The following is a 24,504-nucleotide window of genomic DNA, read 5'->3' on the forward strand; positions in this document are numbered from 1 at the left end:
ATACAACCGCGTCCAGGCAAATGGCAGGACACCCTCCAACGAGCCGTCTGTGAGGGTCAGCAGTTCCTCACCAGTAACCATCGAAACCGGGCAGCCATTGGTACAGGTATTCGCCGAACAGACCGAAGCATCCCCATTGGGGTTTTTCGCCGAAGCCGGGGCATCATCCACATGTTCTTGCTTCACCAGCGCCGTGCGCGCCGCTTTAGGCTTTCGGACCAGCGCTGCCGGATTCGAAACCTCGTTTACACCGGCCTTCAACGGCACGGCCGCTGCCTTGATCGACACTGGATCATTTTTAAGCGACACCGGCTTAAGCACACTGGGGTGCCAGTCCAGCCGTGGTGCCTCGCCCAACTTGGCCATCTGCTCGAGTAACACCCGTGCCCGGCCGGACCTGACCTTGCCCAGCACCTGCGGGCCCAAACGCACCGCCACACCCATGCCGCCGGTGGCCAACAGCAACAGCAGGTTGAGCAGTACCTCGGAAGTCATTTCCCCCAGCAGCTCGTTCATGTCCGGCGGCGGAAGCAATTGCGCCCAACTGAACATCGCCGACAGATAGATGAACAGCAGCGGTTCATCGCTCAGCACCAGAAGACCGTTGGCAATGGCCTCATTGCTGAGCTTCAACAGCTCTTCAAGCTCGCCTTGGGAGAGGTACTGCAGCAACTTTTCGCTATTGGGTTTGATGTCCGCCAGCCAGTCGTACAGGTTTGGAATACCGTCCCAAAGGCTGTACAGCGTGTTCGTAATCCCTCGCACAAACGCGGCGTCCATCAACTTGCGACGGTCGAGGGCGCTGGCGTTTGAGTACTGTTTCCACTGCTCTTCGAAGGTGCTCGTCCATTCACTGCGCAAGCTGCTTTCCAGTGAGCTGATCACCGACTGATAGGAGGCGTAGAGCGCCTTGACGTGATCCTTGGAAACATCGGGGTAGAAGCTGACCTGATACTGCTGGTCGCGCGTGCAGTCGGTGATTTCGAGGATGCCGCTGGGGCCGATGGTTTTATGAATGGGGGGACCGATCAGGCTGCCGTCCTCGGCGATGGCCTGGAGGATGACCGGCGTGTTGCCGATCGGCACAAACCGCTTGCTCTCAAACATATGCACCAGGGTCAGCGCACCATTGGGTTTGCACATTGCAACGGTGGTACTGGGGGCTTTAGAGGAAACAGGCGCGACCAGCGCGACCTCATCCCCAACCTTGAACACCTGCTCGACTTCCAGCGACGAAAAGCTCCAGAAGCTCTCAGCCCAATCGTCAAACGTGTTAAGGCACTCCCTGAAGTTACGAAAGACCGCTTCAACGTCCTTCGTCTCCACATCCATGGGAGCCAGGGCCAACCTGCCTAGGGCGGGATTCAAGAGGCAGCCCCATCGGGCAGGGCATTAATCGAAAAAAACATCGGCGTTCCCTCGCGCTGTGTGATCAGGCGAGGGACTTTGCAGAGGTTTGTAAGAGAAAGAAGTCAGAGCTATCCACTGCTACTGATAGGACGTTTCGCCAAATCCCCGGCTAAACCGACCCGTTTTCGTAAGCCAAATCTCCGACAAAAATAAATCCCACAAAACCCACATACGCAACAAATCCAACTTGACAGCTTCCATTCCCTTGGCGTCTATTGACGTACCCGCTGGATCATTTCGCAGATGTCCCAGGATGCTCAATGAAGACTGATACCTCACTGACCCACATGCCCAGCGTCCTGCACGCAGCCGAAAGCATCCGCCAAGGCACACTGACCCCTGTGCAACTGGTCGAGCAAAGCCTCGAAGCCATCAAAACCCACAATCCCACACTGAATGCCTTCGGCGACGTCTACACCGAATCCGCGCGGGAGCAGGCTGAAATCCTGACCGCAGAAGCGCAGGCCAACCAATTTCGTGGCCCGCTCCACGGCATCCCCTTCGGCATCAAAGACCTGTTCTCCACCGCCAATCTGCGCACCACCCGCGGTTCGCTGACCGGCCTGGACAACGTCCCCACCCAGGACGCCCCGATCATCCGCCGCCTCAAGGAGGCCGGCGCGATCATCCTCGGCAAGACCGCCACCACCGAATTCGGCTGGACCGGCGCCAGCACCTCCCGGGTTTTCGGCAATGGCCGCAACCCCTGGAACCCCCAGCTCACCAGCGGAGGATCCAGTTCCGGCTCGGCCATTGCGGTGGCAGCACGCATGGTCCCGGCCACGCTGGGTTCCGACGGCGGCGGTTCGGTGCGCATTCCCGGCGCCTTTTGCGGTGCATTCGCTCTTAAAGGCTCTCTGGGGCGCATCCCCACCTGGCCCTGGTCCGCCACTGAAATGCTCAGCCACGCCGGCCCGATCACCCGTACCGTGCGCGACAGCGCGTTGCTCTTCGATATCCTCTCCGGGCCCGATCCGCTGGATCACCAGGCCTTGCCCGCGCCCACCGAGTCCTACCTGGCGCGCTGCGACCAACCGCTGGGCCCTGTGCGTGTGGCGTATTGCCCGACCTTGTTCGATACGCCGGTGGACCCGGTCATCGCCGCCACCGTCGAAGCGGCGGTGCATTACCTTGCGGATGAGCTGCCGGTCACCGTCACCACCCTGAACCTGGACTGGCAAGACCCGCTGGCCACCTTCGAAACCCTGTGGGTCGGCGGGCGCGGGATCGCTTATGGCAAATCCCTGGCCGATCGCCTCGACCAACTGGACCCGGGTTTCGCTGCGCTGATCAAGCGCTCCGCCGATTACGATCTGGCGGCCTACCTCAAGGCTGTGCAGCAACGTGCACTGTTCGCCAATCAGGTACACGCGCTGTTTAATGACTACGACGTACTGCTGATGCCGACGATGCCGATCCTGCCGTTCGCCGCCGACCGGGTTGCCCCCGAGGGCTGGCCGGGCGAGGAGGGCGCGGTGCCCTGGGCCCGCTGGACGCCGTTTACCTATCCGTTCAATATCACCGGCAACCCCGCTGCCAGCCTGCCCTGCGGCTTCAGCCCGAGCGGTTTGCCGATTGGCCTGCAGGTGATCGGCCCACGTTTTGCCGACGCCCAGGTGCTGCAATTCTGCGCGGCCGTCGAAGCCATCGCCCCCTGGGATCAGCACCTCCCCCCGATGCTGATGCCTTGATTGATTGCACCCGGAGTGGGCTCAAAAGAAGCCCGCCCGTGATAAACGCTTTGTGTTGTCCTGCCCTTTCACACCCTGATGAGTGAGAGGTACCCGTGACCCTGTCCATGGCCGTATTACGTTCTATGCTCCCCGCTGGACCGGCTCGCGCCGCGTTTCGCCGTGGGGCGCGCAATACCGGCCGCCTGAACCTGCCCTGGAATACCTCTTTTATGCTCAACCAGCCACGTCTCGACGAAATCATGCTCCTGCTCACTCAACACCAGCGCGTCAAGGCGTCGGACCTGGCGCAGGTACTGTTCGTCTCCGAAGAAACCATCCGTCGCGACTTCAAGTACCTGGAAGAAGCCGGCAAGCTGCGGCGCATCCACGGCGGCGCGATCCTGCCGCGACTCAACGAAGAACAGCCGCTGCAGGTGCGCAGCCGCATCAAGCCCCAGGCCAAGACGCGTATCGCGGTGTGTGCAGCGAAGCTGGTGGGCGAAGGCATGGTGCTGTTCCTCGACACCGGCACCTCGACCCTGGCCCTGGCCCAGCAACTGACCGCGTTCAGCCAGTTGCGCATCATCACCAACTCCCTGGACATCGCCCGCCTGATCACCGAGCAAAGCGCCAACCAGGTGCTGGTGGTGCCCGGCGATGTGCGCCGCAACGACAACGCGCTGATTGGCGCCCACACCCTGGAATTCGTCCGACAGTTCCACTACGACATTGCCTTCATGGGCATCGGCGCTGTCGACCTTGAGCTGGGGTTCATGGACTACCAGGAGCCCGAGGCGCTGCTGCGCCGGGAACTGACCAAACACAGCCTGCGCAGCGTGATCCTGGCCGATGACGCCAAGTTCGGCCACCGCACCTTTATCAATACGCTGCCGTTCAGCGCCATCACGACCCTGGTCACCAATCGTGCGCCGTCCAACGACTTTGCGACCCGCCTGGAGCAAGCCCATGTCGATATCCTTTACCCCTGAGTTGCTGGTGCCCAGTGAACAGGACCTTGAAACCTTCGAGGCGCTGTTCCGCGACACCTCGGTCATCGGCGCGACCAAGGCCGGTGGGCTGCATCGCCTCGCCGCCTCGGCTGAAGACGGCGCCGTGCGCGACCTGTTCGCGGCCTGGATGACTGAACGCGGTTTTGACGTGCGTGTGGATGCAGTGGGTAACATGTTCGGTTTGATCACCTTTAATCCAGAAGCGCCCTACGTGCTGTGTGGCTCGCATCTCGACAGCCAGCCGAGTGCCGGGCGTTTCGATGGGGTCTATGGCGTGCTGGCCGGCGCAGTCGCGGTGGCCAGCCTGGCTCGCCAACTGCGCGAGCGCGGCGAAGTACCGGAGTGCAACCTGGCGGTGGTGAACTGGACCAACGAGGAGGGCGCGCGTTTCCAGCCCAGCCTGATCGGCAGCAGCGTGTTCACCGGTGACCTGGCCCTGCAGGACGCCTGGGCCTGCCGCGATGGCGATGGCATCAGCCTCAAGCATGCGCTGCAGCAGATTGGTTATCTGGGGGAGGGCCGCGTCGAGCTGGACGTCGCCGGTTATGTGGAAATCCACGTCGAACAAGGTGATGGCCTTGAGCGCGACGGGCTGGCCATCGGTGTGGTGCGCGACACCTGGGCCGCCCTCAAGCAACGGATTCGGTTCATCGGTGAACAGAACCACACCGGTCCTACACCCATGGCTGCACGCAAGGATGCCTTGCTGGCCGCCGCCCACGCGATCACCGCTGTGCGGGCCGAGGCCGACCTGCATGGCGCGCAACTGCACAGCTCGGTGGGGCGCCTGGAGATCTATCCCAACTCGCCCAACGTGGTGCCGTCCAGCGTGACGTTGCATGTGGAATACCGTTCGCCAGACACCGAGTTGCTGGCCGCCGCGGGTGAACGCCTGGACGCGAGCCTCAAGGCCACCGCCAGCGCCACGTCGACGGACTACAGCATCGAAAGCCGCGCCCTGCGTGAGCCAACGCACCTGCATCACGGTTTTTCCGAACTGGCCTACAGCGTCGGCCAGCAACTGGGCTTGCCCATCGGCAACAGCGTCACCGTCTCAGGCCACGACGCCATCAGCCTGAGCCGGCACTACCCGGTCTGCCTGCTGTTTATCCCGAGCAGCAATGGCGTGTCCCACAACGAAGCGGAATTCACCAGCGAACAGGACATGCGCAACGGCCTGCACATGCTGACCGCGTTGCTGCACCGCGCCTGTTCCACCCCCAACGCCTACCGCTGAGGTCTGCCATGTCGAGTCGTTTGCAAGCAAAGTCACGGCTGCTGGGCGCCCTGGAGGCCGCCGGCTTGTCCGCCCATGTGGTGGTCGAAGAGGGCACCGCCGGGATTGCCTCGCCGGTACGCCTGGCCACCGAGTGGGCCGGTTTTACCGTCAGCGCACCGTGGGGCCAGTGTTACGCCAAAGTCTTGCATGACGACATGCGCGCGCTGATCGACATTGAACGCACTGCCCGCGCCACCCAACTGGCAGCTGATTGCGACGTGACGCCGGGTGTGCGCCTGGTGGATGCCACGGCCGGCGTGTTGCTGCTGGATGCGTTGCCCACCAGCGAGTGGCGTTGGGCCCGCCTCGAGGAATTGATGCAGCCCCAGCGCCTGCAAGCGCTCTGGGCCCTGAAGAAACAATTGCACCAAGGCACCTCGCCGGGCTTCGCCCGCTCGCCGCTGCAAGACATCCAGCACCTGCGCGAATTATGCGTGCGCTACAGCGTGGCCTTGCCCATCGACCACGCCTGGATCAGCACCTGCATTGACCTGGCCTGGACCTCGCTGCAACTGAACGCCAGCGACTCGGTGCCGCTGCACGGCGACGGCGTGGCGAGCAACGTGATGATCGGCCCGGACGGCGCCTTGCAACTGATCGACTTCGATTACGCCGGCAGTGGTGATCCCTGGTACGACGTGGCGATCAGCCTTAACGAGTTGTACGTCTTCGAAAACGACTGGCGCGAAGGCATCCATGCCTGGGCCGGCGAGTGCCGTGAAAGCGACTATGCGCGCTGCCGCTTGTACGCCTTGATCAACGATTGGTACTGGACGCTCTGGGGCCTGTGGGTCGGCGCTACCTCGGCGCGGCCGCTGGAGTTTTCCAAGGTCGGGCAGTGGACGCTGTTGCGCTGCCGCCAAAGTCTGCAAGACCCGCGGTTTGAAGGTTGGCTACGTCAGGTACAGGAGGGGCAGGCATGAAAGCGTTAGGTGAGGCGTGTACGCCACAAGAGTGTCAGCTGGAAGCGGCGGTGCGCGGGGTTGCCAGTTGGGGCGGCACCGGCATTCGTTATGAACCGGTCAGCGGCGGGATTTCCAACACCAACTGGCGGGTGGAAGTGGCCGGGATCGACACTGCGTATTTCTTCAAGGTGCCGGGCGTGGGCACCGAGATGTTCATCGATCGCCGCACGGCCCACGACGCCAGCCTCAAGGCGGCGCAAACCGGCTATGGCGCGCCGGTGTTCGCATTCCTTGAAGAGTTCGGCGTGGAAGTCTTCGAGTTCATGGAGGGCTGGCGCGCCTCCTCCAACCACGACTTCCTCGACCGCGACGTGCGCCACAACGCACTGCACGCCCTCAAGGCGTTCAACGACCAGCCGCCACTGGTGCAGACCAAGACCGTGTTCGACATGATTGCCGAGCACCAGCGGCAGGTGGAGCAACTCAACGGCTGCAAGCCCGCCGACGACGCCTGGCTGCGCCGCCAATGCGACCGCGCCCGGGGCGTGCTGCAAGCTTCCGGCATCGACCTGGCTCCCTGCATGAATGACACCCTGGCGGGTAATTTCATGCTCAACGACCGTCGGCAAATTCGTCTGGTGGACTTCGAATACGCCTCCAACAACGACCGGCATTACGAACTGGCGCTGTGGTTCGGCGAGATGTTTTTCACTGATGAAATGGAACTGGCCCTGATCGAGGATTACTTCGGCCAGGTCACCCCGCAGAACCTCGCGCGCATCAAGTTGCACAAGGCCCTGGCGGACATCAAATGGTCGACCTGGGCGATGGTGCAGCACGCGGTGTCGCAGCTGGATTTCGACTTCTACAAATACGGCACCTGGAAGCACATGCGTGCCCGCAGCATCATCAACGATTCGCAATGGGAAACCTGGCTAAGACAGGCTTGAGCCTGCGCCAGACAACAATAATGCATTGAATGAAGTCACTTGGGCGCTGATTGGTGCCTGCGTTTTCACTGCTTGATTTTTGTTTGATCACACAAAAAAACGATCCACAAATTCAAGGAGCACCCGACTCATGAAATCTGATAGCGCACCACCCGGACGCCTGAAAAGCCAACTCTTCGGCGTGTACTTTTTCCTGTTGCTGATGCTCGCCTTATTCCCGCCGTTCTATTTGAGCGTGAGCGGCAGTACCGCGTTGGTACTGGGCATACCGTTGCCGATCTTCTACTGGATCGCCATTGCAGTCCTCGCAGGCCTGGGCCTGTGGGCGTTGTACGTCGCCGAATTGAAGGCCGGCGAAATACCCGAAGAGGGGGATGCGCAATGATCAGCACCGCCAGCGATGCCAACCTCTTTATCACCTTCGGCGTCATCGGCCTGTTCCTGGCCGGGATGATCGCCGTGCTGTACGCCACCAACCGCGAGAGCACGAGTTTTTCCGATTACGCCGTAGGCGGGCGCTCCTATGGGCCGTGGTACATCGCCATGTGTTACACCAACTCGTGGTGGCCGGGCTCGACCTTTACCGCGTTTTTCGCCCTGACCATCGGCGGCGCCCTGGGCTTCTACGGCATGGTCTACGCCACCCTTGGCGTGACGGCAATGTACCTGATGGCCCGCCGCGCGTGGACCTGGGGCCAGCGTTTCAACCTGCGCACCCAGCCGGACTTGCTCGGCATGCGCTTCAACAGCCCGGTGGTCAAGCGCGTGGCCTCGATCATCGGCATCATCTCGGTATTCCCGTGGGTGGTGATGGGCATCCAGGCGTTGGCGATGTTGTTCCAGTTCGCCAGCTTCGGCCGCTGGGGCGTCACCACCTGCCTGGTCGCCGGCGTGGTGGTGGTGCTGGTGCGCCAGTACTGGACCGTGAGCATGGGCATGCGCGGGCTGATCATGACCGACATGTTCCAGGGCCTGATCGCCTATGTCGTGTGTGCGGCGCTGTGTGTGTTCCTGCTGTTCGGCGACCAGGCGTCGTTCTCCAACCTGTCGCACCTGCCGGCGAAAATGTTGCTGATTCCCGGCGCCAGCGGCACCGGTTACGGCCCGCTGTACATGTTCAGCCTGATCTTCACCGGCGTGATCGGCTCGATGTGCTGGCCCATGAGCTTCCAGCGCATCTACACCGCCAGCGGCGTCAAGGCGGTGAAGAAAGGCACGCTGTACACGATCCTGTTGGTGGGTGGTTTCTACGGGATTCTGATGCTGTTTGCCGCGGCCATCAGCCAGGACCCGAACGTCATCGCGCACCCGCAACAAGGTTGGTTCCTCTCGCTGTTCGACATCGGCGGGCCGTGGATGCTGGCGCTGGCGATCGTCATCGTGCTGGCGGCGAGCATCGGCCACGTCGACGGCTGCGTGCAGGTCTGCGGCACCCAATTCGCCAACGACCTGGCTACCTGGAACACCCCGCGTACCGATCGGCAACTGACGCTGTTGGCCAAGTCCGGGATGGTGGTGTTTATCGTTGCCGCCTCGGTGCTGGCGTACCTGACCTTTGATTACGCGCGACTGCAATTGCTGGCGCAGATTTCCTACCAGGGGATTATCCAGTTGGCGGTGCCGCTGTTCTTCGGCATTTTCAGCCGCCGCGGCAACAAGGAAGGCGCGATTGCCGGGATGCTGGCGGGGATTGTGGTGGCGATTGTGCTGACGACGATGTATCCGGACGACATTCCCGGGCTGGGGTCGTTGACCAGCGGGATTGTGGGGCTGGTGGTCAATGCGGGGATTTTTGTGGCGTGTGCATTGGCGATCAAGCCGAGTGCGCAGGAGAGTGCGCGGGTTGAGCAGTTGTTTGAGATGGCGGCGCCGGGTCGCAAAGTGCCAATGGGGGCAAGGCCGGTCCTGAACTGAACCCACTTCTCTAACCCAATGTAGTTCCAATGTGGGAGCGGGCTTGCTCGCGAATGCAGACTGTCAGTTAAAGCATCAGCGACTGATATACCGCATTCGCGAGCAAGCCCGCTCCCACATTTTTGATTGTGTTTCTACACAGCATTCCCGTTTTGTCGCAGGCGTTTGTAGAGGGTATTGCGGCTGACGCCAAGCTCTCTGGCCAGGTGAGAGATATTCCCGCCCACCGCCTTCAGTCGCTCATTCAGGTCCAGACTGTCATCCACTGCATCACACACCGGCACCACCCCATTCAAATCCACAAAAAAATCATCCGGCAAATGTTCCACCCGAATCGGCTGCTCTTCCGCCATGGCCAGCGCCACCTGCAACACGCTACTCACTTGGCGCAGGTTCCCCGGCCACGGATGCTGTTCAAACAAGGCCAGCACCTCGTTACTCAACCCGGCCCACTGCGTCGGCTCGCGATGCTGTTGCCACAGCTGCTTGAACAACGCCTGTTTATCCGTGCGCTCCCGTAGCGGCGGCAGCTCCAGGGTCAGGCCACCGATGCGGTAATACAGGTCTTCGCGAAAACGCCCGAGCTGTACCTGTTCGCGCAGCGAGCGGTTGGTGGCGGAGATGATCCGCAAATCCACCGGGTACAACTCGCTGCTGCCTACAGGCTGCACACAGCGTTCCTGCAATACCCGCAACAGCCGGGCCTGGGTCGGCAGGGGCATGTCGCCGATCTCGTCGAGGAACAGCGTGCCTTTGTCTGCCTTGCGGATCAGCCCGATGCTGCCTTTCTGGTTGGCGCCGGTGAATGCGCCTTTTTCATAGCCGAACAGTTCCGACTCCACCAGTTCGGCGGGGATCGCTGCGCAGTTGACCGCGATAAACGCTTGTTGGCTGCGAGAGCTGGCCTGGTGCAGGGCTTTGACGAACACTTCCTTGCCGACACCTGTTTCACCGTGGATCAGCAACGGAATATCCTTTTCCAGCAGGCGCTCGGCCTGACGCACGGCCTTTTCCACGCGGGCATCGCCGAAGTGCAGGGTCTTGAGACTGATGGCCGTGGGGCCGGGTTCGCGGGGCTTTTTCGTTTCCACGAACACGCGAGCCTGCACTGGCGCCTGTTTCGGCCGTTTCAGCAGGCACTGGAAACGGTTGCGCCCGGCGGCTTGCAGCGAGAAGGGCAGGCCTTCGGGCTGGTTGAGCAGTTCCAGCAGCGAGACCTTGAACAGGCTGTCGATCAGCACCCGCGACAGGCTGATGCCCAGCAGGTTGTCGGCCCGGCGGTTGGCTGACAGTACCTGACCGCTTTCATCAAAGATCAGCAGTCCGGCCCACTGGCTATCGAGGTTGTTCAGCCCGGTGTTGAACGTCAGCTGGAAATGCTCACCGCGAAACAGGTTGAGGATCAGCCGGTTCTCGACGGTCTGGCTCATCATCTTGACCATGCCGAGGGTGTGGGAGGGCGGCAGGTAGCTGTCGCTGGACACATCCAGCACCGCGATGATTTCCCGCTGCGCATCGAAGATCGGCGCTGCCGAGCCGGTCATGAAACGGTTGGCCTTGAGGAAGTGTTCGTCATGTTCGATATGCACTGCCTGGGCACAGGCCAGGGCGGTGCCGATGGCGTTGGTGCCGCTGGAGCGCTCCATCCAGCTGGCGCCGGCGCTGAAACCACGGGCCAGCTTGGGGTCGATAAAGCGTTGGGTGCCCCACGAAGTCAGCACCTGGCCCTGGTTGTCGGCAAGCATGATCAGGCAGTTGGAATTGCTGAGGATGTTTTCGTAGTAGGGCAGCACTTCCTGGTGGGTGGTCTGCACAAGGGAATGCTGGCTTTCCAGCAACTGGCTGACGCCGTCTGCGGGCAGTTGGTCGAAGCTCGGTGTGCTCTGGTGATCCAGGCCATAGGCCCGGCAGCGGCGCCAGGAGTCCTGGATGATGGCATCGTGCGCCAGCGGTGTGCTCATGGCGGTGACCCTTGCTTTATTGTTGTTCTGGGGTGCGGAAGGCCCGTTCAGTGTTGTTCAGAACTGTTCATTGTCAACCCGCCGATTGTTCAGTTGTTCAGCCTGACCTGTTCATTTCTGTTCAGAGGCGAATCGCTGTTTTGCCTAACTCGTTGACCGGCCTGAGGTTTGGGTTGTTGGCACGGAACTCGCTCTGTGCTCCTGCCAGAACCATTCCAATAATAAAAAGGTCGTGTCATGTCATTGACCCTGGAGCACGTCACTCGCGTTGTCGAAGGCCAAACCTGGATCGACGACGCCAACCTGCGTTTCGAAGCCGGTTCCTTCAATGTATTGCTGGGCCGCACGCTCTCCGGCAAGACCAGCCTGATGCGCCTGATGGCCGGCCTGGACAAGCCCGACAGCGGGCGCATCCTGATGAATGGCGTGGACGTCACCCAGAAGCCGGTGCGCCTGCGCAATGTGTCGATGGTCTATCAGCAGTTCATCAACTACCCGACCATGACCGTGTTCGAGAACATCGCCTCGCCGCTGCGCCAGGCCGGAGTCTCTGCCGAGCAGATCCAGAGCAAAGTCCTCGAAACCGCGAAAATGCTGCGTATCGAGAAATTCCTCCAGCGTCACCCCCTGGAACTCTCCGGCGGCCAGCAGCAACGCACCGCCATGGCCCGGGCGCTGGTCAAGGATGCCGAGCTGATTCTGTTCGATGAACCCCTGGTGAACCTGGACTACAAACTGCGCGAAGAACTGCGCCAGGAAATGCGCGAGCTGTTCAAGGCACGCCATACCATCGCGATCTACGCCACCACCGAACCCAACGAAGCCCTGGCCCTGGGCGGCACCACCACGATTCTGCATGAGGGCCGGGTGATCCAGAGCGGCAAGGCGGCCGAGGTTTATCACCAGCCGCAAACCGTGCTGGCGGCCGAGCTGTTTTCCGAGCCGCCGATCAACCTGATGCCCGGGCGCATCAGTGGCAATGAAGTGAGCTTCGCCAACTTCGTGCACTTCCCGCTGAACGTCGACCTGCGGCCCATCGGCGAAGGCGAGTTTCGCTTTGGCGTGCGCCCCAGCCATATCAGCCTGGTGCCGAGCAACGATGATGACCTGGAGCTGGCAGTGACCGTGGAGGTCGCCGAGATCAGCGGCTCGGAAACCTTCCTGCACGTACGCAGCGAACACTTCCTGCTGGTGCTGCACTTGCCCGGGGTGCATGAGTACGACGTCGACGCGCCGATCCGCATCTATATCCCCACCCACAAACTGTTTGTGTTCGATGGCCAGGGACGGCTGGTCCAGGCCCCCGGCCGACGTGTCGCGAGGGTTGCCTGATGGCCGAGATCCATTTGCAGAACCTGGCCCACAGCTACAGCTCAAAGCCAAACGGCCCCGAGGACTATGCGATTCGCGAGATGAACCACGTCTGGGAGCAGGGCGGCGCCTACGCGTTGCTGGGGCCGTCGGGCTGCGGCAAGTCGACCTTGCTCAACATCATCTCCGGCCTGCTCAGCCCATCCGAAGGCCAGGTGCTGTTCGACGCCAAGGTGGTCAACGAACTGACCCCGGAAAAACGCAACATCGCCCAGGTGTTCCAGTTTCCGGTGGTGTACGACACCATGACCGTGTTCGATAACCTGGCTTTTCCCCTGCGAAACCAGGGCATGGCCGAGGCGAAGATTCACAGCAAGGTGCAGGAAATTGCCGAGGTGCTCGACCTGCAAAACCTGCTGGACAAAAAGGCCCGCAACCTCACTGCCGATGAAAAACAGAAAGTCTCCATGGGCCGCGGGCTGGTGCGGGATGACGTGTCGGCGATCCTGTTCGACGAACCGCTGACGGTGATCGACCCGCACCTGAAATGGAAGCTGCGGCGCAAGCTCAAGCAGATCCACGAGCAGTTCAACATCACCATGGTCTACGTGACCCACGACCAACTGGAAGCCTCGACCTTCGCCGACAAGATCGCGGTGATGTATGGCGGGCAGATCGTGCAGTTCGGTACGCCCCGGGAGTTGTTCGAGCGGCCCAGTCACACCTTTGTCGGCTATTTCATCGGCAGCCCTGGGATGAATCTGATTGAGGTGCAGGCAGAGGCGGGCGGTGTGCGCTTTGCCGGGACACATCTGGCGTTGCCCGAGGCGTTGCAGCAGCGCATTGGCGAAATGCCTTACAAGAAGCTGCAGGTCGGCATCCGCCCGGAATTTATCCATGTGTGGGATGAGCACAATCCCGACGCGCTACAGGCGCAAGTCACCCATGTGGAAGACCTCGGCACCTACAAGATCATGACCCTCAACCTCGATGGCGCACCGTTGAAAGTGCGCCTGGCCGAAGACAAACCGGTGCCCGAGGGCCAGGCGTCCATCAGCTTTCCGGGGCAGTGGCTGATGGTGTATGCCGATGACTACTTGCTGGAGGTGCAGCCATGAACAAGGTGCAGAACAACAAGGCCTGGTGGCTGGTATTGCCGGTGTTCCTGCTGGTGGCCTTCAGCGCGGTGATCCCGATGATGACCGTGGTCAACTACTCGGTGCAGGACATCTTCGACCAATCCAGCCGCTACTTCGTCGGCGCCGACTGGTACAAACAGGTGCTGCTGGACCCGCGCCTGCATGACTCGCTGCTGCGTCAGTTCATCTACTCGGCGTGTGTGCTGTTGATCGAGATTCCGCTGGGCATCGCGATTGCCCTGACGATGCCCACCAAGGGCCGATGGTCGTCGCTGGTGTTGATCGTAATGGCGATTCCGCTGCTGATTCCGTGGAACGTGGTCGGCACCATCTGGCAGATTTTCGGCCGTGCCGACATTGGCCTGATGGGTTCCACGCTCAATGCGATGGGCATCAGCTACAACTACGCCGCTAACACCATGGACGCCTGGGTCACGGTGCTGGTGATGGACGTGTGGCACTGGACGTCCCTGGTGGCGCTGCTGTGTTTCTCGGGGCTGCGGGCGATCCCGGATGTGTACTACCAGGCGGCGCGGATTGATCGGGCGTCCAGCTGGGCGGTGTTCCGACATATCCAGCTGCCAAAACTGAAGAGCGTGCTGTTGATCGCGGTGATGCTGCGCTTCATGGACAGTTTCATGATCTACACCGAACCGTTTGTGCTGACGGGCGGCGGGCCAGGGAACGCCACCACCTTCCTCAGCCAGACGCTTACCCAGATGGCCGTAGGCCAATTCGACCTGGGCCCGGCGGCGGCGTTTTCGCTGGTGTACTTCCTGATCATCCTGTTGGTGTCCTGGCTGTTCTACACCGCCATGACCCACTCCGACGCCAACCGCTGAGGCCGCCAACATGAGCAAGCGCAAGGTAATCCCGCTGCTGGTCTACATCCTGTTCCTGCTGGTGCCGATCTACTGGCTGCTGAACATGTCCTTCAAGAGCAACACTGAAATCCTCGGCGGCCTGACCCTGTTTCCGCAGGACTTCACCTTCGCCAACTACAAGGTGATCTTCACCGACCCGAGCTGGTACACCGGCTACCTCAACTCGCTGTACTACGTCAGCCTCAACACCGTGATTTCCCTGAGCGTGGCGCTGCCGGCGGCCTACGCGTTCTCGCGCTACCGCTTCCTCGGCGACAAGCACTTGTTCTTCTGGTTGCTGACCAACCGCATGGCGCCGCCGGCAGTGTTTTTGCTGCCGTTCTTCCAGCTGTATTCGTCCATTGGCTTGTTCGATACGCATATCGCGGTGGCCTTGGCCCATTGCCTGTTCAACGTGCCGCTGGCGGTGTGGATTCTCGAAGGTTTCATGTCGGGCGTGCCCAAGGAAATCGACGAAACGGCCTACATCGACGGGTACAGTTTTCCCAAGTTTTTCGTGAAGATCTTCATCCCGCTGATTGGCTCGGGGATCGGCGTCACGGCGTTTTTCTGTTTCATGTTTTCCTGGGTCGAGCTCCTGCTGGCACGCACGCTGACGTCGGTGAACGCCAAACCCATCGCCGCAGTGATGACCCGTACGGTTTCGGCCTCCGGCATCGACTGGGGCGTGCTGGCGGCGGCGGGGGTGTTGACCATTTTGCCGGGCATGCTGGTGATCTGGTTCGTTCGCAACCATGTGGCCAAGGGCTTTGCCCTGGGCCGGGTCTGAGGAGTCGATGATGGAATGGATGGCCTGGACCACCCCGACTGCACTGTTCTTTGCCGCGATCGGCCTGCTGCTGGTGGGCATGACGACCTGGGAATTGCGCTCGCCGAGTATCCCCCGACGCGGCTTTTTACCGATCAGCACCACCCGTGGTGATCGTTTGTTTATCGGTCTTCTCGGCAGCGCCTACCTGCATTTGTTGGTGATCGGCGTAACCGGCTGGAGCATCTGGGTGGCGTCCGCGCTGTCTCTGGTGTGGCTGTTGTCTGTGATGCGTTGGGGCTAGCTGCCCCTTTTGAACCCCAAAACCAGGAGGTCTCTATGTTCGATAAAAACAATAAGCTGCGACATAGCATTTCATTGGCGGCCGTGCTGGCGCTCAGCGGGCTCAGTGCTGCGGCCTGGGCGGATGCTTATGAAGACGCTGCGAAAAAATGGATCGGCAGTGAGTTCAAACCGTCGACCCTCACCGAAGCCCAGCAGCTTGAAGAGCTGAAGTGGTTTATCAAGGCCGCGGAGCCGTTTCGTGGGATGAAGATCAACGTGGTGTCGGAAACCCTCACCACCCACGAGTATGAATCCAAGGTGCTGGCCAAGGCCTTCAGCGAAATCACCGGGATCAAGCTGACCCACGACTTGCTGCAGGAAGGCGACGTGGTGGAAAAGCTGCAAACCCAGATGCAGTCCGACAAGAATATCTATGACGGCTGGGTCAACGATTCCGACTTGATCGGTACGCACTTTCGCTATGGCAAGACAGAATCCATCACCGACCTGATGGCCAACGAAGGCAAGAACTTCACTTCACCCACCCTGGACATCAAGGACTTCATCGGTATTTCGTTCACCACTGCGCCCGACGGCAAGATCTACCAATTGCCCGACCAGCAGTTCGCCAACCTATACTGGTTCCGCGCCGACTGGTTCGAACGGGCAGACCTGAAAGCCAAGTTCAAGGAAAAGTACGGCTATGAACTCGGCGTGCCGGTGAACTGGTCGGCCTACGAAGACATCGCCAAATTCTTCAGCGAAGACGTCAAGGAAATCGACGGCAAGCGCGTCTACGGGCACATGGACTACGGCAAGAAAGACCCGTCCCTGGGCTGGCGCTTCACCGATGCCTGGTTCTCCATGGCCGGTGGCGGCGACAAGGGCCTGCCCAACGGTTTGCCGGTGGACGAGTGGGGCATTCGCGTGGAGGACTGCCACCCGGTGGGCTCCAGCGTCACCCGTGGTGGCGACACCAACGGCCCGGCGGCGGTGTATGCCACGCAGAAATACGTGGACTGGATGAAAGCCTATGCACCACCGGAAGCGGCGGGCATGACCTTCTCCGAATCCGGTCCGGTGCCGTCCCAGGGCAACATCGCCCAGCAGATCTTCTGGTACACCGCGTTTACCGCCGACATGACCAAGCCGGGCCTGCCGGTGGTCAACGCCGACGGCACGCCGAAATGGCGCATGGCGCCATCGCCCGTCGGGCCTTACTGGGAAAAGGGCATGAAGAAGGGCTATCAGGACGTAGGTTCCTGGACGTTCCTCAAGTCGACGCCCGAGAAGCAGAAACTGGCGGCCTGGCTCTACGCGCAGTTCGTGACCTCGAAAACCGTATCGCTGAAAAAGACCATCGTTGGCCTGACGCCGATTCGTGAGTCCGACATCAACTCCCAGGCCATGACCGACCTGGCGCCGAAACTCGGCGGGTTGGTGGAGTTCTACCGCAGCCCGGCCCGGGTGGAGTGGACCCCGACCGGCACCAACGTGCCGGACTATCCACGGTTGGCGCAATTGTGGTGGAGCCATATTTCGGAGGCGGCCAGCGGAGAGAAGACGCCGCAGCAGGCGCTGGATGGGTTGGCCAAGGATCAGGACGCGATCATGACGCGCCTGGAACGCTCCAAGGTGCAGCCGATTTGCGGGCCGAAAATGAACGAGGAACGGGACGCGCAATACTGGTTTGACCAGCCGGGTGCGCCGAAACCGAAGCTGGCGAATGAGAAGCCGCAGGGTGAGACGGTCAGTTATAACGAGTTGCTGAAGTCGTGGGAGGCGGCGCGCAAGTAACCCAGACGCCGCAGATCAAAAATGTGGGAGCGGGCTTGCTCGCGAAGGCGGTAGATCAGTCAGCAGATATGTGACTGACAGACCGCTTTCGCGAGCAAGCCCGCTCCCACATTGGGTTTGCGGTGTTTCTGCAAGGGGGGCTATTTGGGATACAGCGGCGGCAAGCTGGTGCTGTCCCCCGCAGGGTCCTGCTCGCGCTCCGCCATCGGAATCGCCTTCACCGCCCGCCACAATTCCTCTCCCTGCCAATACTGCCCACTCTCGCTGTACAGCGCGCCGTTCAACCCATCCAGCGCATCCGACAACGGCACAAACCGCGCCGCCATATCCGCCAGGGTCTCCGGCTGCTGTCGCGCCCAGGCATCCAGCGCCTGACGCGTAGCCTGCGGGTCATTCGCCTGGCTCGCCCGCTTGAGGTCGTCCAGCAAGGTACGCGGGCTCGGGCCGGTTTGCGCGGCACGCAAAATCGCCGGCTGCCAGCGTGCACGCCACCACAAACCGAAGCCCAGCAGGGTGGTGCAGGCCAGGATCAGGCTGGTCAGTTGCCAGATCCACAGGCTGTCGTTGTCCGGCGCGGTGATCACGGTCGGGCTGGCCGGCGTGTCCACGATCAGGCTCGGGTTGGTCGCCACCTGCAGGGTGCGCGCCGGCAGGCTGGTGCGTTCCAGATGGTCTTCGTGGGTGTTCCACCACACCACGTCCACCGCCGGCAGTTCAAGCGCGCCAACGCGGTTGGGCACCAGCGCTTCGCGGTCTTCACGGCTGCCGATCAGGCCACGGTCGTTGTTCTGGTTGCTCAGCACCGGCTGGTCCGGGTAGCGGCGCAGGCCGGGGATGTCGCTCAGTGCCAGCGGTGGCAGTTGCGCGCCGGCCAGGCCTTCGGCTTTCAAGGTCAGGCTGCGGGTCAGGGAGTCGCCCACCTGTACGTGATCGGGCTCGGGGTTCCAGCTTTCCGTGAGGGTCAGGCTGCGGGCCGGCAGCCAGGGAGCGTCGGCCGGGTACATTGCCGGCTTGGCCTTGACCGTCAACGACAGCTCCGGCGAACTGACGTGAATCAGCTTACCGGGCTTGGAACCCTGGGGGTTGTTGTCCTGGGCAGGCCGTGGCTCTACCAGGGTGGCGCTGAACGTCTGCGTCGGAATGGTCAGTGTGCCGCTGTGCTGCGGGTAGATGGCATAGCGGGTTTCGATCACACCGTGGCGGATGCCGTTGATGACTTTCTCGTAGGTGCGCGACTCGCCCAACTGCTCGATGCGCGTATCGGCGACCTGCAACGGCGTGAGGCTGCTGTCGTCATACAGCGATACCGAGTGGTAGACGCGCACGGTCAGCAACGCCTGGGCCTGGACGTAGACGCTGTCCTGGTCGAGGTTGGTTTCGATGAACACAGGAGCCAGTTGGGCCTCGGTGTTCTGGCTGACGGTTTCCACCACTTGCAGGGTAATCGGCTGGGTCTTGAGTTCGCCGATCTGCAACGGTGGAATCACCACGGTGCCGTTCTCCTTGGGCAGCAGGGTGATGATCCAGCGGGTGGTGGCGTGGTTGTCGCCGCCCAGGGTGGTGAGCTGGTTGATCTGGCGTGTGCCGCTCACTTCAAACAGAGGGTCCAGCGGCGCCAGGTCCGGTTTGCCGAACAGCGTGACGTCGTTGGATTCCACCGTCAGTTCCACCGTCTCCCCGGAATTGATGCGGCTGCGGTCGACACTGGCCACCAGGCCGGCGGCCTGGGCCTGGCTGGCCCACAACGCGAGGGTGAGAAGAAGGGCGGTGCAGCGGTTCATCGAGTCTTGTCCTGATGTTGTTGCTGTTCGTACCAGAATTTGCGTCGCAGCAACTCGCCGGGGTTGTCCGGGATCTGCCGCAGCCATTGTTCCAGGGCCTGGCGCTGCTCGCCTTCAAGCGTGCCGTCGACCGGGCGCAGGGGCGGGGTGGTGGTTTGTTCATCACCCAACTCGCTGCCGGGTACCTCGTTGCTGCCGGCGTGGGGCGTGGCCCCGGTTTGCGTGTCGGTCGCGCCGGGCTGGCCCTGGCCTTGAGACGTCTGCTCGCCACCGGTGGCGGTCTGGCTGCTGGCGCCCGGTTGCGCAGTCTGGCCGGGTTGGGTGGTTTCGTCATCCTCGTTTTTTGCAGGCTTGGCCGGCTCGGTTTTTTCCGGTTCCTGTTGCATCAGGCTTTCCACCAGCGCCTTGTTCTTCAGCGCCGGCTGCAAGTCTGGCTGGGCTTCGAGGGCTTGTTCGTAGGCATCGATCGCCGCTTCCAGCTCGCCGCTTTTGGCCAGGGCATTGCCTCGATTGTAGTGGGAGTAGGCGTCGCTGCCTTCGGCAAACCGCTTGGCGGCTTCGGCATAGTTGCCCGCTTCATACAGTGCGACGCCTTGCCATTGCGGGTCTTCGAAATGTTCGGCTGCTTCGGCCGGGCGTTTTTTCTTCAGCAGCAGTTGGCCCTGTTGGTCGGGGCGCAGCCACAGGTCCTGGAAGTCGAAGGCATAGCTGGGCTGCGGCGCGCCCAACAGCAGCAACGGCAGGAAGAACAGCCAGCCCCGGCGCCCGGCGCAGGCAGCGAGCAGCAGCATTGGCAAGAGCAACCAATAACCCTGGTCGGCCCAGGTGTCGAGGTGCAGCAGTTGGCCGTCATTGCGCAGGCTTTGCGGGCCGTCCAGCATCCCGAGGTGGCGCAGGTCCTTGTCGTCCAGGCGTGCCTGGCGGTAGAGGCCGCCCATTTCGCTGGCGAAGGCCTTGAGGGTCGGGCTGTCGAGACGCGGTACGAGGATTGCGCCTTGGGCGTCCTTGAGGAATTCGCCGCTTTCCTGGGTCACCGGCGTGCCTTCACGGCTGCCGATGCCAAGGATCGACAAGCTCGGCGCCTGGTTGCCTTGCAGCTGCAGGCGGATGCCCTGGCGCTCCTGCTTGGACAGGGAAGATCCGATCAGCAGCAGTCGGCCCTGGCCGAGGCCGCCATGCTTGAGCAGGCTCAGGGCTTTTTCCACCGCCAGGTCTGCGCGGTGGCCGGGCTCGGGCATGATCGAGGGGCGCAGGGCTTCCAGCAGGTTATGGCTGGTGGCCAGGTCGTCCGAGAGTGGCACCAGCGTATGCGCGCTGCCGGCGTAGACCACGATGGCGGTCTGCGCATCGCTGCGGGCCTGAAGCAGGTCGAACAGCTTGCGCCGTGCCTGTTCGAGGCGGCTGGGCGGGCTGTCGGTGGCGAGCATTTCCGGGGTCAGTTCCAGCAGCACCACCAGCGGGTCGGCGGGCTTCTGGCTGGACTGTTCGACGCGTTCCCAGCTCGGCCCCAGCAACGCCAGCACGGCCAGCAGCCAGGCGATGCCGAGCACCACCCACGGCGATTTGCTCTCCCGACCATTGCCGCCACTGAGCAACGCGGCGTGGAAGGCCGGCGGCAGAATCATCTGCCAGCGCCCGGCGCGTTTCTGGCGGTGCCACAACTGCCACAGCAACCAGCCGAGCAGCGGCAGCAGCAACAGCCACCAGGGACGGAACCAGTGCGGCCACAGGGCGATCATCGACGCCTCCGCAAACGCAAGCGTTTGAGGCGTTCACGCCATTCAGGATTGGGTTGCAGGAAACGGCCCTTGCTTGAGAGTTTGCTGAACAGGCGTTGCAGGGCGTTATCCGGCCAGCGTTCCTGGATCACCAGCAGCATGCTGAGGATCAGCGCCAACGCCAGCGGCGCGCTGTACAGCGCCTGGGCGGGGCGGGCCTGGGTGGGTTGCTGGGCCACGGGTTCGAGCTGGTCGAGGGTTTCCTTGATCTTCAGCAGTTCGTTGCCGTCGCGGGCGCGGAAGTAGCGGCCGCCGGTGGCCTCGGCGATGGCCTTGAGGGCCGGTTCGTCGAGGTCGAGGCTCGGGTTGACGCCGAGGATGCCCAGGGAACCGGTTTGCTCGGGGTCTGCGCCGATGCCGATCGGGTAGATTTTCACCCCTTCTTCGGCGGCCAGGCGGGCGGCGGTCAGCGGGTCGATTTCGCCGGCATTGTTGGCGCCGTCGGTGACCAGGATCAGCACCCGGCTTTGCGCCGGACGCTGGCGCAGGCGCTTGAGGGCCAGGCCGATGGCGTCGCCAATCGCGGTGTTTTTACCGGCGATGCCAATCCGTGCCTCATCCAGCCAGGTGCGCACGGTGCGCCGGTCAAAGGTCAGCGGCGCTTGCAGATAGGCCTGGCTGCCGAACAGGATCAATCCCACGCGATCACCTTCGCGGCCCTCCAGGAAATCTCCCAGCAGGTGCTTGACCAGGCTCAGGCGGCTGACGTCTTCGTCTTGCCATTGCATGTCGGGGAAGTCCATCGAGCCGGATACGTCCACCGCCACCAGCAAGTCGCGGCCGCTGGCTGCAATCGGCAAGGGTTCGCCCAACCATTCCGGGCGGGCGGCGGCGGTCAACAGCAGCAGCCACAGGAACACAAACGGCGCTTGCTGGCGCCATCCCGGCAGGTTGACCCGCGCGCGGCGGCGGGCCAGGCCTTCGAGGTCGCTGAGGAAGCTGACTTTCAGCGCCGGTTCGCCGCTGTCGGCCACCGGCAGGATGAGGCGCAGCAACCAGGGCAATGGCAACAGGGCAAAGATCCACGGCCAGGCGAACTCAAACATGTTTGCGAATCCAGGTATCGACGGCCTGGGTCAGACCGGCGATGGCCTTGTCGTCGAGTTTGCATTCGGGCTTGTAGGCGCCTTCCACCAGCACCATCCAGCGGGTCAGGCCGGCAGCGGGGCAACGGTTGTCGAGGAACGCCAGCCACTTGCGGCCGTTGAGGGTGTGGCTCTGGCTGTAGGGGTAGTCGTTGCGGCACAGGCGCTTGAGCAGGCCGTTGAGTTGTTGCAGCCAGGCACCGGCCGGTGCGCCGTCGTAGGGTTTGGGCATCAGCGCCAGTTCGGCGAGGGCGGCGATGCGCAGCGGGTCCAGGGGTTGTTCGGCACGGGCCAATGGGCGCTTGGCTGGCAGGAAACGGCGCAGCCACCACAGGCCCCAGCCCGCCAACGGGATGATCAGCAGCAACAGCCACCAACCCGGCGCCGGCGGCCAGAAGCCGATCACTGGCGGGGCGATCAGGGGTTGCAGTTGGTCGAGGCTGCTCATTGCTTTTTAACCGGGCGTTGCGGGTTCAGGTATTCGCGCAGTTGCTCGACCATTTCACCCTGGGTACTCAAGGGCATCAACAGCACCCGCAGCTTTTGCGCGAGCAGTTCCCAGCGTGCGCTGCGGGCTTCGGCCTGGGCCTTGTAGGCCTGGCGCAGATCAAAATTCAGGGTGTCCAGCTCCAGCTGTGCGCCGCGCTCGGCGAAGCGCAGCAGCCCGGCGGCGGGCAGGGCGTGGTCCAGCGGGTCGGAAACCGGCAACAGCAGCAGGTCGCAATGCCGTGACAGCAGGCTCAGCTGTTGCTCGGCGCCTTCGGTCAGGGCGCGCTCGTCACAGATCACAATCACCAGGCTGCCCGGGCGCAATACTTCCCGGGCTCGGCGCAAGGCCATGCCGAGGGCGTCGGCTTCGGGGCGGCGTTCGGTGTTGAGGCTCTGGTTGACCCGTACCAACCGGTTGAGCAATTGCAGCAGGCTTTGCTTGCTGCGCCGGGGTTTGATTTCGTAGTGCTCGCTGTCACCGAACACCAGCCCGCCGACCCGGTCGTTATGGCCCAGCGCCGCCCAGCCGATCAGGCTCGCCGCCTGGGCCGCCAGCACCGATTTGAACATCTGCCCCGAGCCGAAAAACAAGCGGCAGCTTTGCTCCACCATGATGAAGATCGGCCGTTCGCGCTCTTCATGAAACAGCTTGGTGTGGGGCTCCTGGGTGCGTGCGGTGACGCGCCAGTCGATGGTGCGCACATCGTCGCCGGCCTGATACACCCGCACCTGGTCGAAGTCGACCCCGCGCCCGCGCAGTTTCGAGTGGTGCAGGCCGATCAGGGGGCTGCGCTGGCTCGGCGTGGAAAACAGCTGCACTTCCCGCACGCGATGACGCATCTCGATCAATTCGCTCAGGGTGACACGGGTTCCATCGCCAGCGTTCATAGGCGTCAAGCGACGGCAACGACGTCGAGAATGCGTTGCACCACGCGGTCCTGGTCGATGCCGGCCGCTTCGGCCTCGAACGACAGAATGATGCGGTGGCGCAGCACGTCGAACAGCACCGCCTGGATGTCTTCCGGGCTGACGAAATCGCGACCGGCCAGCCAGGCGTGGGCCCGGGCGCAGCGGTCCAGGGCAATCGAGCCACGAGGGCTGGCGCCATAGGCAATCCATTCGGCCATTTCCGGATCGAACTTGGCCGGGGTGCGAGTGGCCATGACCAGTTGCACCAGGTATTCCTCCACCGCATCGGCCATGTACAGGCCGAGGATCTCCTTGCGCGCGGCGAAGATCGCCTGCTGGCTGACGCGCCGCTCGGGCTTGGTTTCACCGTTGAGGGCTTCGCCACGGGCCTGCTGCAGGATGCGGCGCTCGACGGCGGCATCGGGGAAGCCGATTTTCACGTGCATCAGGAAACGGTCGAGCTGGGCTTCGGGCAGCGGGTAGGTGCCTTCCTGCTCGATCGGGTTTTGCGTGGCCATCACCAGGAACAATGGCGACAACTCGTAAGTGCTGCGCCCCACGCTGACCTGGCGCTCGGCCATGGCTTCGAGCAATGCCGACTGCACCTTGGCCGGGGCACGGTTGATTTCGTCCGCCAGCACCAGGTTGTGGAAGATCGGGCCTTGCTGGAACACGAAACTGCCGGTTTCCGGGCGATAGATCTCGGTGCCGGTGATGTCGGCGGGCAGCAGGTCGGGGGTGAACTGGATGCGATGGAACTGTGCCTCGATCCCTTCGGCAAGCTCCTTGATGGCCTTGGTCTTGGCCAGGCCGGGAGCGCCTTCAACCAGCATATGGCCATCGGCGAGCAGGGCAATGAGCAAGCGCTCGATGAGTTTTTCCTGGCCGAGAATCTGCGTTGAAAGAAAGGTTCGCAGCGCAAGCAGCGCTTCACGATGTTCCATCGATGACGGTTCCTGGAGAGGTGAGACTCGGCATTGCGAAAAATGCCAGGCCTGGGGGCGTTACTTTAATGCATCGGAGGGGGTGGAGACTAACGGCGCGGGGGGTATTTTTCGGGAAATGTGGGAAATGTCTGAGGTTTTTTCCGATAGGCGCCTGCCTTTGTGGCGAGGGAGCTTGCTCCCGCTGGGTTGCGCAGCAGCCCCAGCAAGGCTGCCGAGTTTTTCCAGGCAGAACGCAGTTGGCTGGATTGG

Annotated in this window: 21 protein-coding genes; 13 read left to right on the forward strand and 8 right to left on the reverse strand. The window is 62.3% G+C overall.

Annotated features, from left to right (window positions below):
- On the reverse strand, positions 1 to 1,332 hold a 1,332-nt coding region (locus tag HX815_RS29075; protein WP_256351190.1), incomplete at its 3' end, for a DUF6531 domain-containing protein.
- A 365-nt stretch (positions 1,333 to 1,697) separates the two neighbouring features.
- On the opposite strand from HX815_RS29075, the gene HX815_RS29080 reads away from it, so the two are divergent.
- From HX815_RS29080 to HX815_RS29110, 7 genes are all read left to right on the forward strand, one after another.
- Positions 1,698 to 3,101 carry an amidase gene (locus tag HX815_RS29080; protein WP_032899092.1) on the forward strand — a complete coding sequence of 468 codons (1,404 nt, stop codon included), beginning with the start codon at positions 1,698 to 1,700 and terminating at the stop codon, positions 3,099 to 3,101.
- Positions 3,102 to 3,313: 212 nt separating this feature from the next.
- Positions 3,314 to 4,072, forward strand: a complete 759-nt coding sequence (locus HX815_RS29085) for a DeoR/GlpR family DNA-binding transcription regulator (RefSeq protein WP_177021221.1) — start codon at positions 3,314 to 3,316, stop codon at positions 4,070 to 4,072.
- Entirely contained in the window at positions 4,050 to 5,330 is a 1,281-nt protein-coding gene (locus HX815_RS29090) for a M20 family metallo-hydrolase (protein ID WP_177029345.1), read from the forward strand. The genes HX815_RS29085 and HX815_RS29090 overlap by 23 nt, the downstream gene beginning before the upstream one ends.
- 8 nt (positions 5,331 to 5,338) lie before the next feature.
- Positions 5,339 to 6,295 carry an aminoglycoside phosphotransferase family protein gene (locus HX815_RS29095; protein WP_177029346.1) on the forward strand — a complete coding sequence of 319 codons (957 nt, stop codon included), beginning with the start codon at positions 5,339 to 5,341 and terminating at the stop codon, positions 6,293 to 6,295.
- Positions 6,292 to 7,227: a choline kinase family protein gene (locus tag HX815_RS29100; RefSeq protein WP_003218516.1), complete on the forward strand. Its 936-nt coding sequence runs from the start codon at positions 6,292 to 6,294 to the stop codon at positions 7,225 to 7,227. Before HX815_RS29095 ends, HX815_RS29100 begins: the two co-directional genes overlap by 4 nt.
- Before the next feature lie 130 nt (positions 7,228 to 7,357).
- The gene (locus tag HX815_RS29105; protein ID WP_003218518.1) at positions 7,358 to 7,612 is read left to right on the forward strand and encodes a hypothetical protein; all 255 of its coding nucleotides are present in this window, start codon (positions 7,358 to 7,360) and stop codon (positions 7,610 to 7,612) included.
- The gene (locus tag HX815_RS29110) at positions 7,609 to 9,141 is read left to right on the forward strand and encodes a sodium:solute symporter (RefSeq protein ID WP_177029347.1); all 1,533 of its coding nucleotides are present in this window, start codon (positions 7,609 to 7,611) and stop codon (positions 9,139 to 9,141) included. Before HX815_RS29105 ends, HX815_RS29110 begins: the two co-directional genes overlap by 4 nt.
- 134 nt (positions 9,142 to 9,275) lie before the next feature.
- Here the strand turns inward: HX815_RS29110 and HX815_RS29115 are convergent, their stop codons facing one another.
- Positions 9,276 to 11,102 carry a sigma-54-dependent Fis family transcriptional regulator gene (locus HX815_RS29115; protein WP_177029348.1) on the reverse strand — a complete coding sequence of 609 codons (1,827 nt, stop codon included), beginning with the start codon at positions 11,100 to 11,102 and terminating at the stop codon, positions 9,276 to 9,278.
- Positions 11,103 to 11,339: 237 nt separating this feature from the next.
- On the opposite strand from HX815_RS29115, the gene HX815_RS29120 reads away from it, so the two are divergent.
- Genes HX815_RS29120 through HX815_RS29145 form a run of 6 tightly spaced genes read left to right on the forward strand, consistent with a single transcriptional unit; the run spans position 11,340 to position 17,266 of the window.
- Positions 11,340 to 12,434, forward strand: a complete 1,095-nt coding sequence (locus tag HX815_RS29120) for an ABC transporter ATP-binding protein (RefSeq protein ID WP_003218524.1) — start codon at positions 11,340 to 11,342, stop codon at positions 12,432 to 12,434.
- Positions 12,434 to 13,531 carry an ABC transporter ATP-binding protein gene (locus tag HX815_RS29125; protein WP_003218526.1) on the forward strand — a complete coding sequence of 366 codons (1,098 nt, stop codon included), beginning with the start codon at positions 12,434 to 12,436 and terminating at the stop codon, positions 13,529 to 13,531. The genes HX815_RS29120 and HX815_RS29125 overlap by 1 nt, the downstream gene beginning before the upstream one ends.
- Positions 13,528 to 14,394, forward strand: a complete 867-nt coding sequence (locus HX815_RS29130) for a carbohydrate ABC transporter permease (protein ID WP_003218527.1) — start codon at positions 13,528 to 13,530, stop codon at positions 14,392 to 14,394. The genes HX815_RS29125 and HX815_RS29130 overlap by 4 nt, the downstream gene beginning before the upstream one ends.
- A 10-nt stretch (positions 14,395 to 14,404) precedes the next feature.
- A complete protein-coding gene (locus tag HX815_RS29135) occupies positions 14,405 to 15,205 on the forward strand; it encodes a carbohydrate ABC transporter permease (RefSeq protein WP_008433050.1) in 801 nt (266 codons plus the stop codon).
- Positions 15,206 to 15,215: 10 nt separating this feature from the next.
- Entirely contained in the window at positions 15,216 to 15,488 is a 273-nt protein-coding gene (locus tag HX815_RS29140) for a DUF2160 domain-containing protein (protein ID WP_003218532.1), read from the forward strand.
- A gap of 35 nt (positions 15,489 to 15,523) precedes the next feature.
- Entirely contained in the window at positions 15,524 to 17,266 is a 1,743-nt protein-coding gene (locus tag HX815_RS29145; protein ID WP_003218534.1) for an ABC transporter substrate-binding protein, read from the forward strand.
- Positions 17,267 to 17,406: 140 nt separating this feature from the next.
- On the opposite strand, the gene HX815_RS29150 is transcribed toward HX815_RS29145, so the two are convergent.
- Genes HX815_RS29150 through HX815_RS29175 form a run of 6 tightly spaced genes read right to left on the reverse strand, consistent with a single transcriptional unit; the run spans position 17,407 to position 24,252 of the window.
- Entirely contained in the window at positions 17,407 to 19,047 is a 1,641-nt protein-coding gene (locus HX815_RS29150; RefSeq protein WP_177029349.1) for a BatD family protein, read from the reverse strand.
- Entirely contained in the window at positions 19,044 to 20,786 is a 1,743-nt protein-coding gene (locus HX815_RS29155; protein ID WP_177029350.1) for a tetratricopeptide repeat protein, read from the reverse strand. The genes HX815_RS29150 and HX815_RS29155 overlap by 4 nt, the downstream gene beginning before the upstream one ends.
- A complete protein-coding gene (locus HX815_RS29160) occupies positions 20,783 to 21,871 on the reverse strand; it encodes a VWA domain-containing protein (protein WP_008433043.1) in 1,089 nt (362 codons plus the stop codon). The genes HX815_RS29155 and HX815_RS29160 overlap by 4 nt, the downstream gene beginning before the upstream one ends.
- Complete coding sequence (locus HX815_RS29165) at positions 21,864 to 22,358, reverse strand: DUF4381 domain-containing protein (protein WP_003218539.1); 495 nt, start codon at positions 22,356 to 22,358, stop codon at positions 21,864 to 21,866. The genes HX815_RS29160 and HX815_RS29165 overlap by 8 nt, the downstream gene beginning before the upstream one ends.
- Positions 22,355 to 23,287, reverse strand: coding sequence for a DUF58 domain-containing protein (locus HX815_RS29170; protein ID WP_003218540.1), 933 nt, complete (start codon positions 23,285 to 23,287; stop codon positions 22,355 to 22,357). Before HX815_RS29170 ends, HX815_RS29165 begins: the two co-directional genes overlap by 4 nt.
- Positions 23,288 to 23,292: 5 nt before the next feature.
- Entirely contained in the window at positions 23,293 to 24,252 is a 960-nt protein-coding gene (locus HX815_RS29175) for a MoxR family ATPase (RefSeq protein ID WP_003218556.1), read from the reverse strand.
- Positions 24,253 to 24,504 lie beyond the last annotated feature (252 nt).

The organism is Pseudomonas sp. E6002 (assembly GCF_013385565.1).
Taxonomy (GTDB): domain Bacteria; phylum Pseudomonadota; class Gammaproteobacteria; order Pseudomonadales; family Pseudomonadaceae; genus Aquipseudomonas.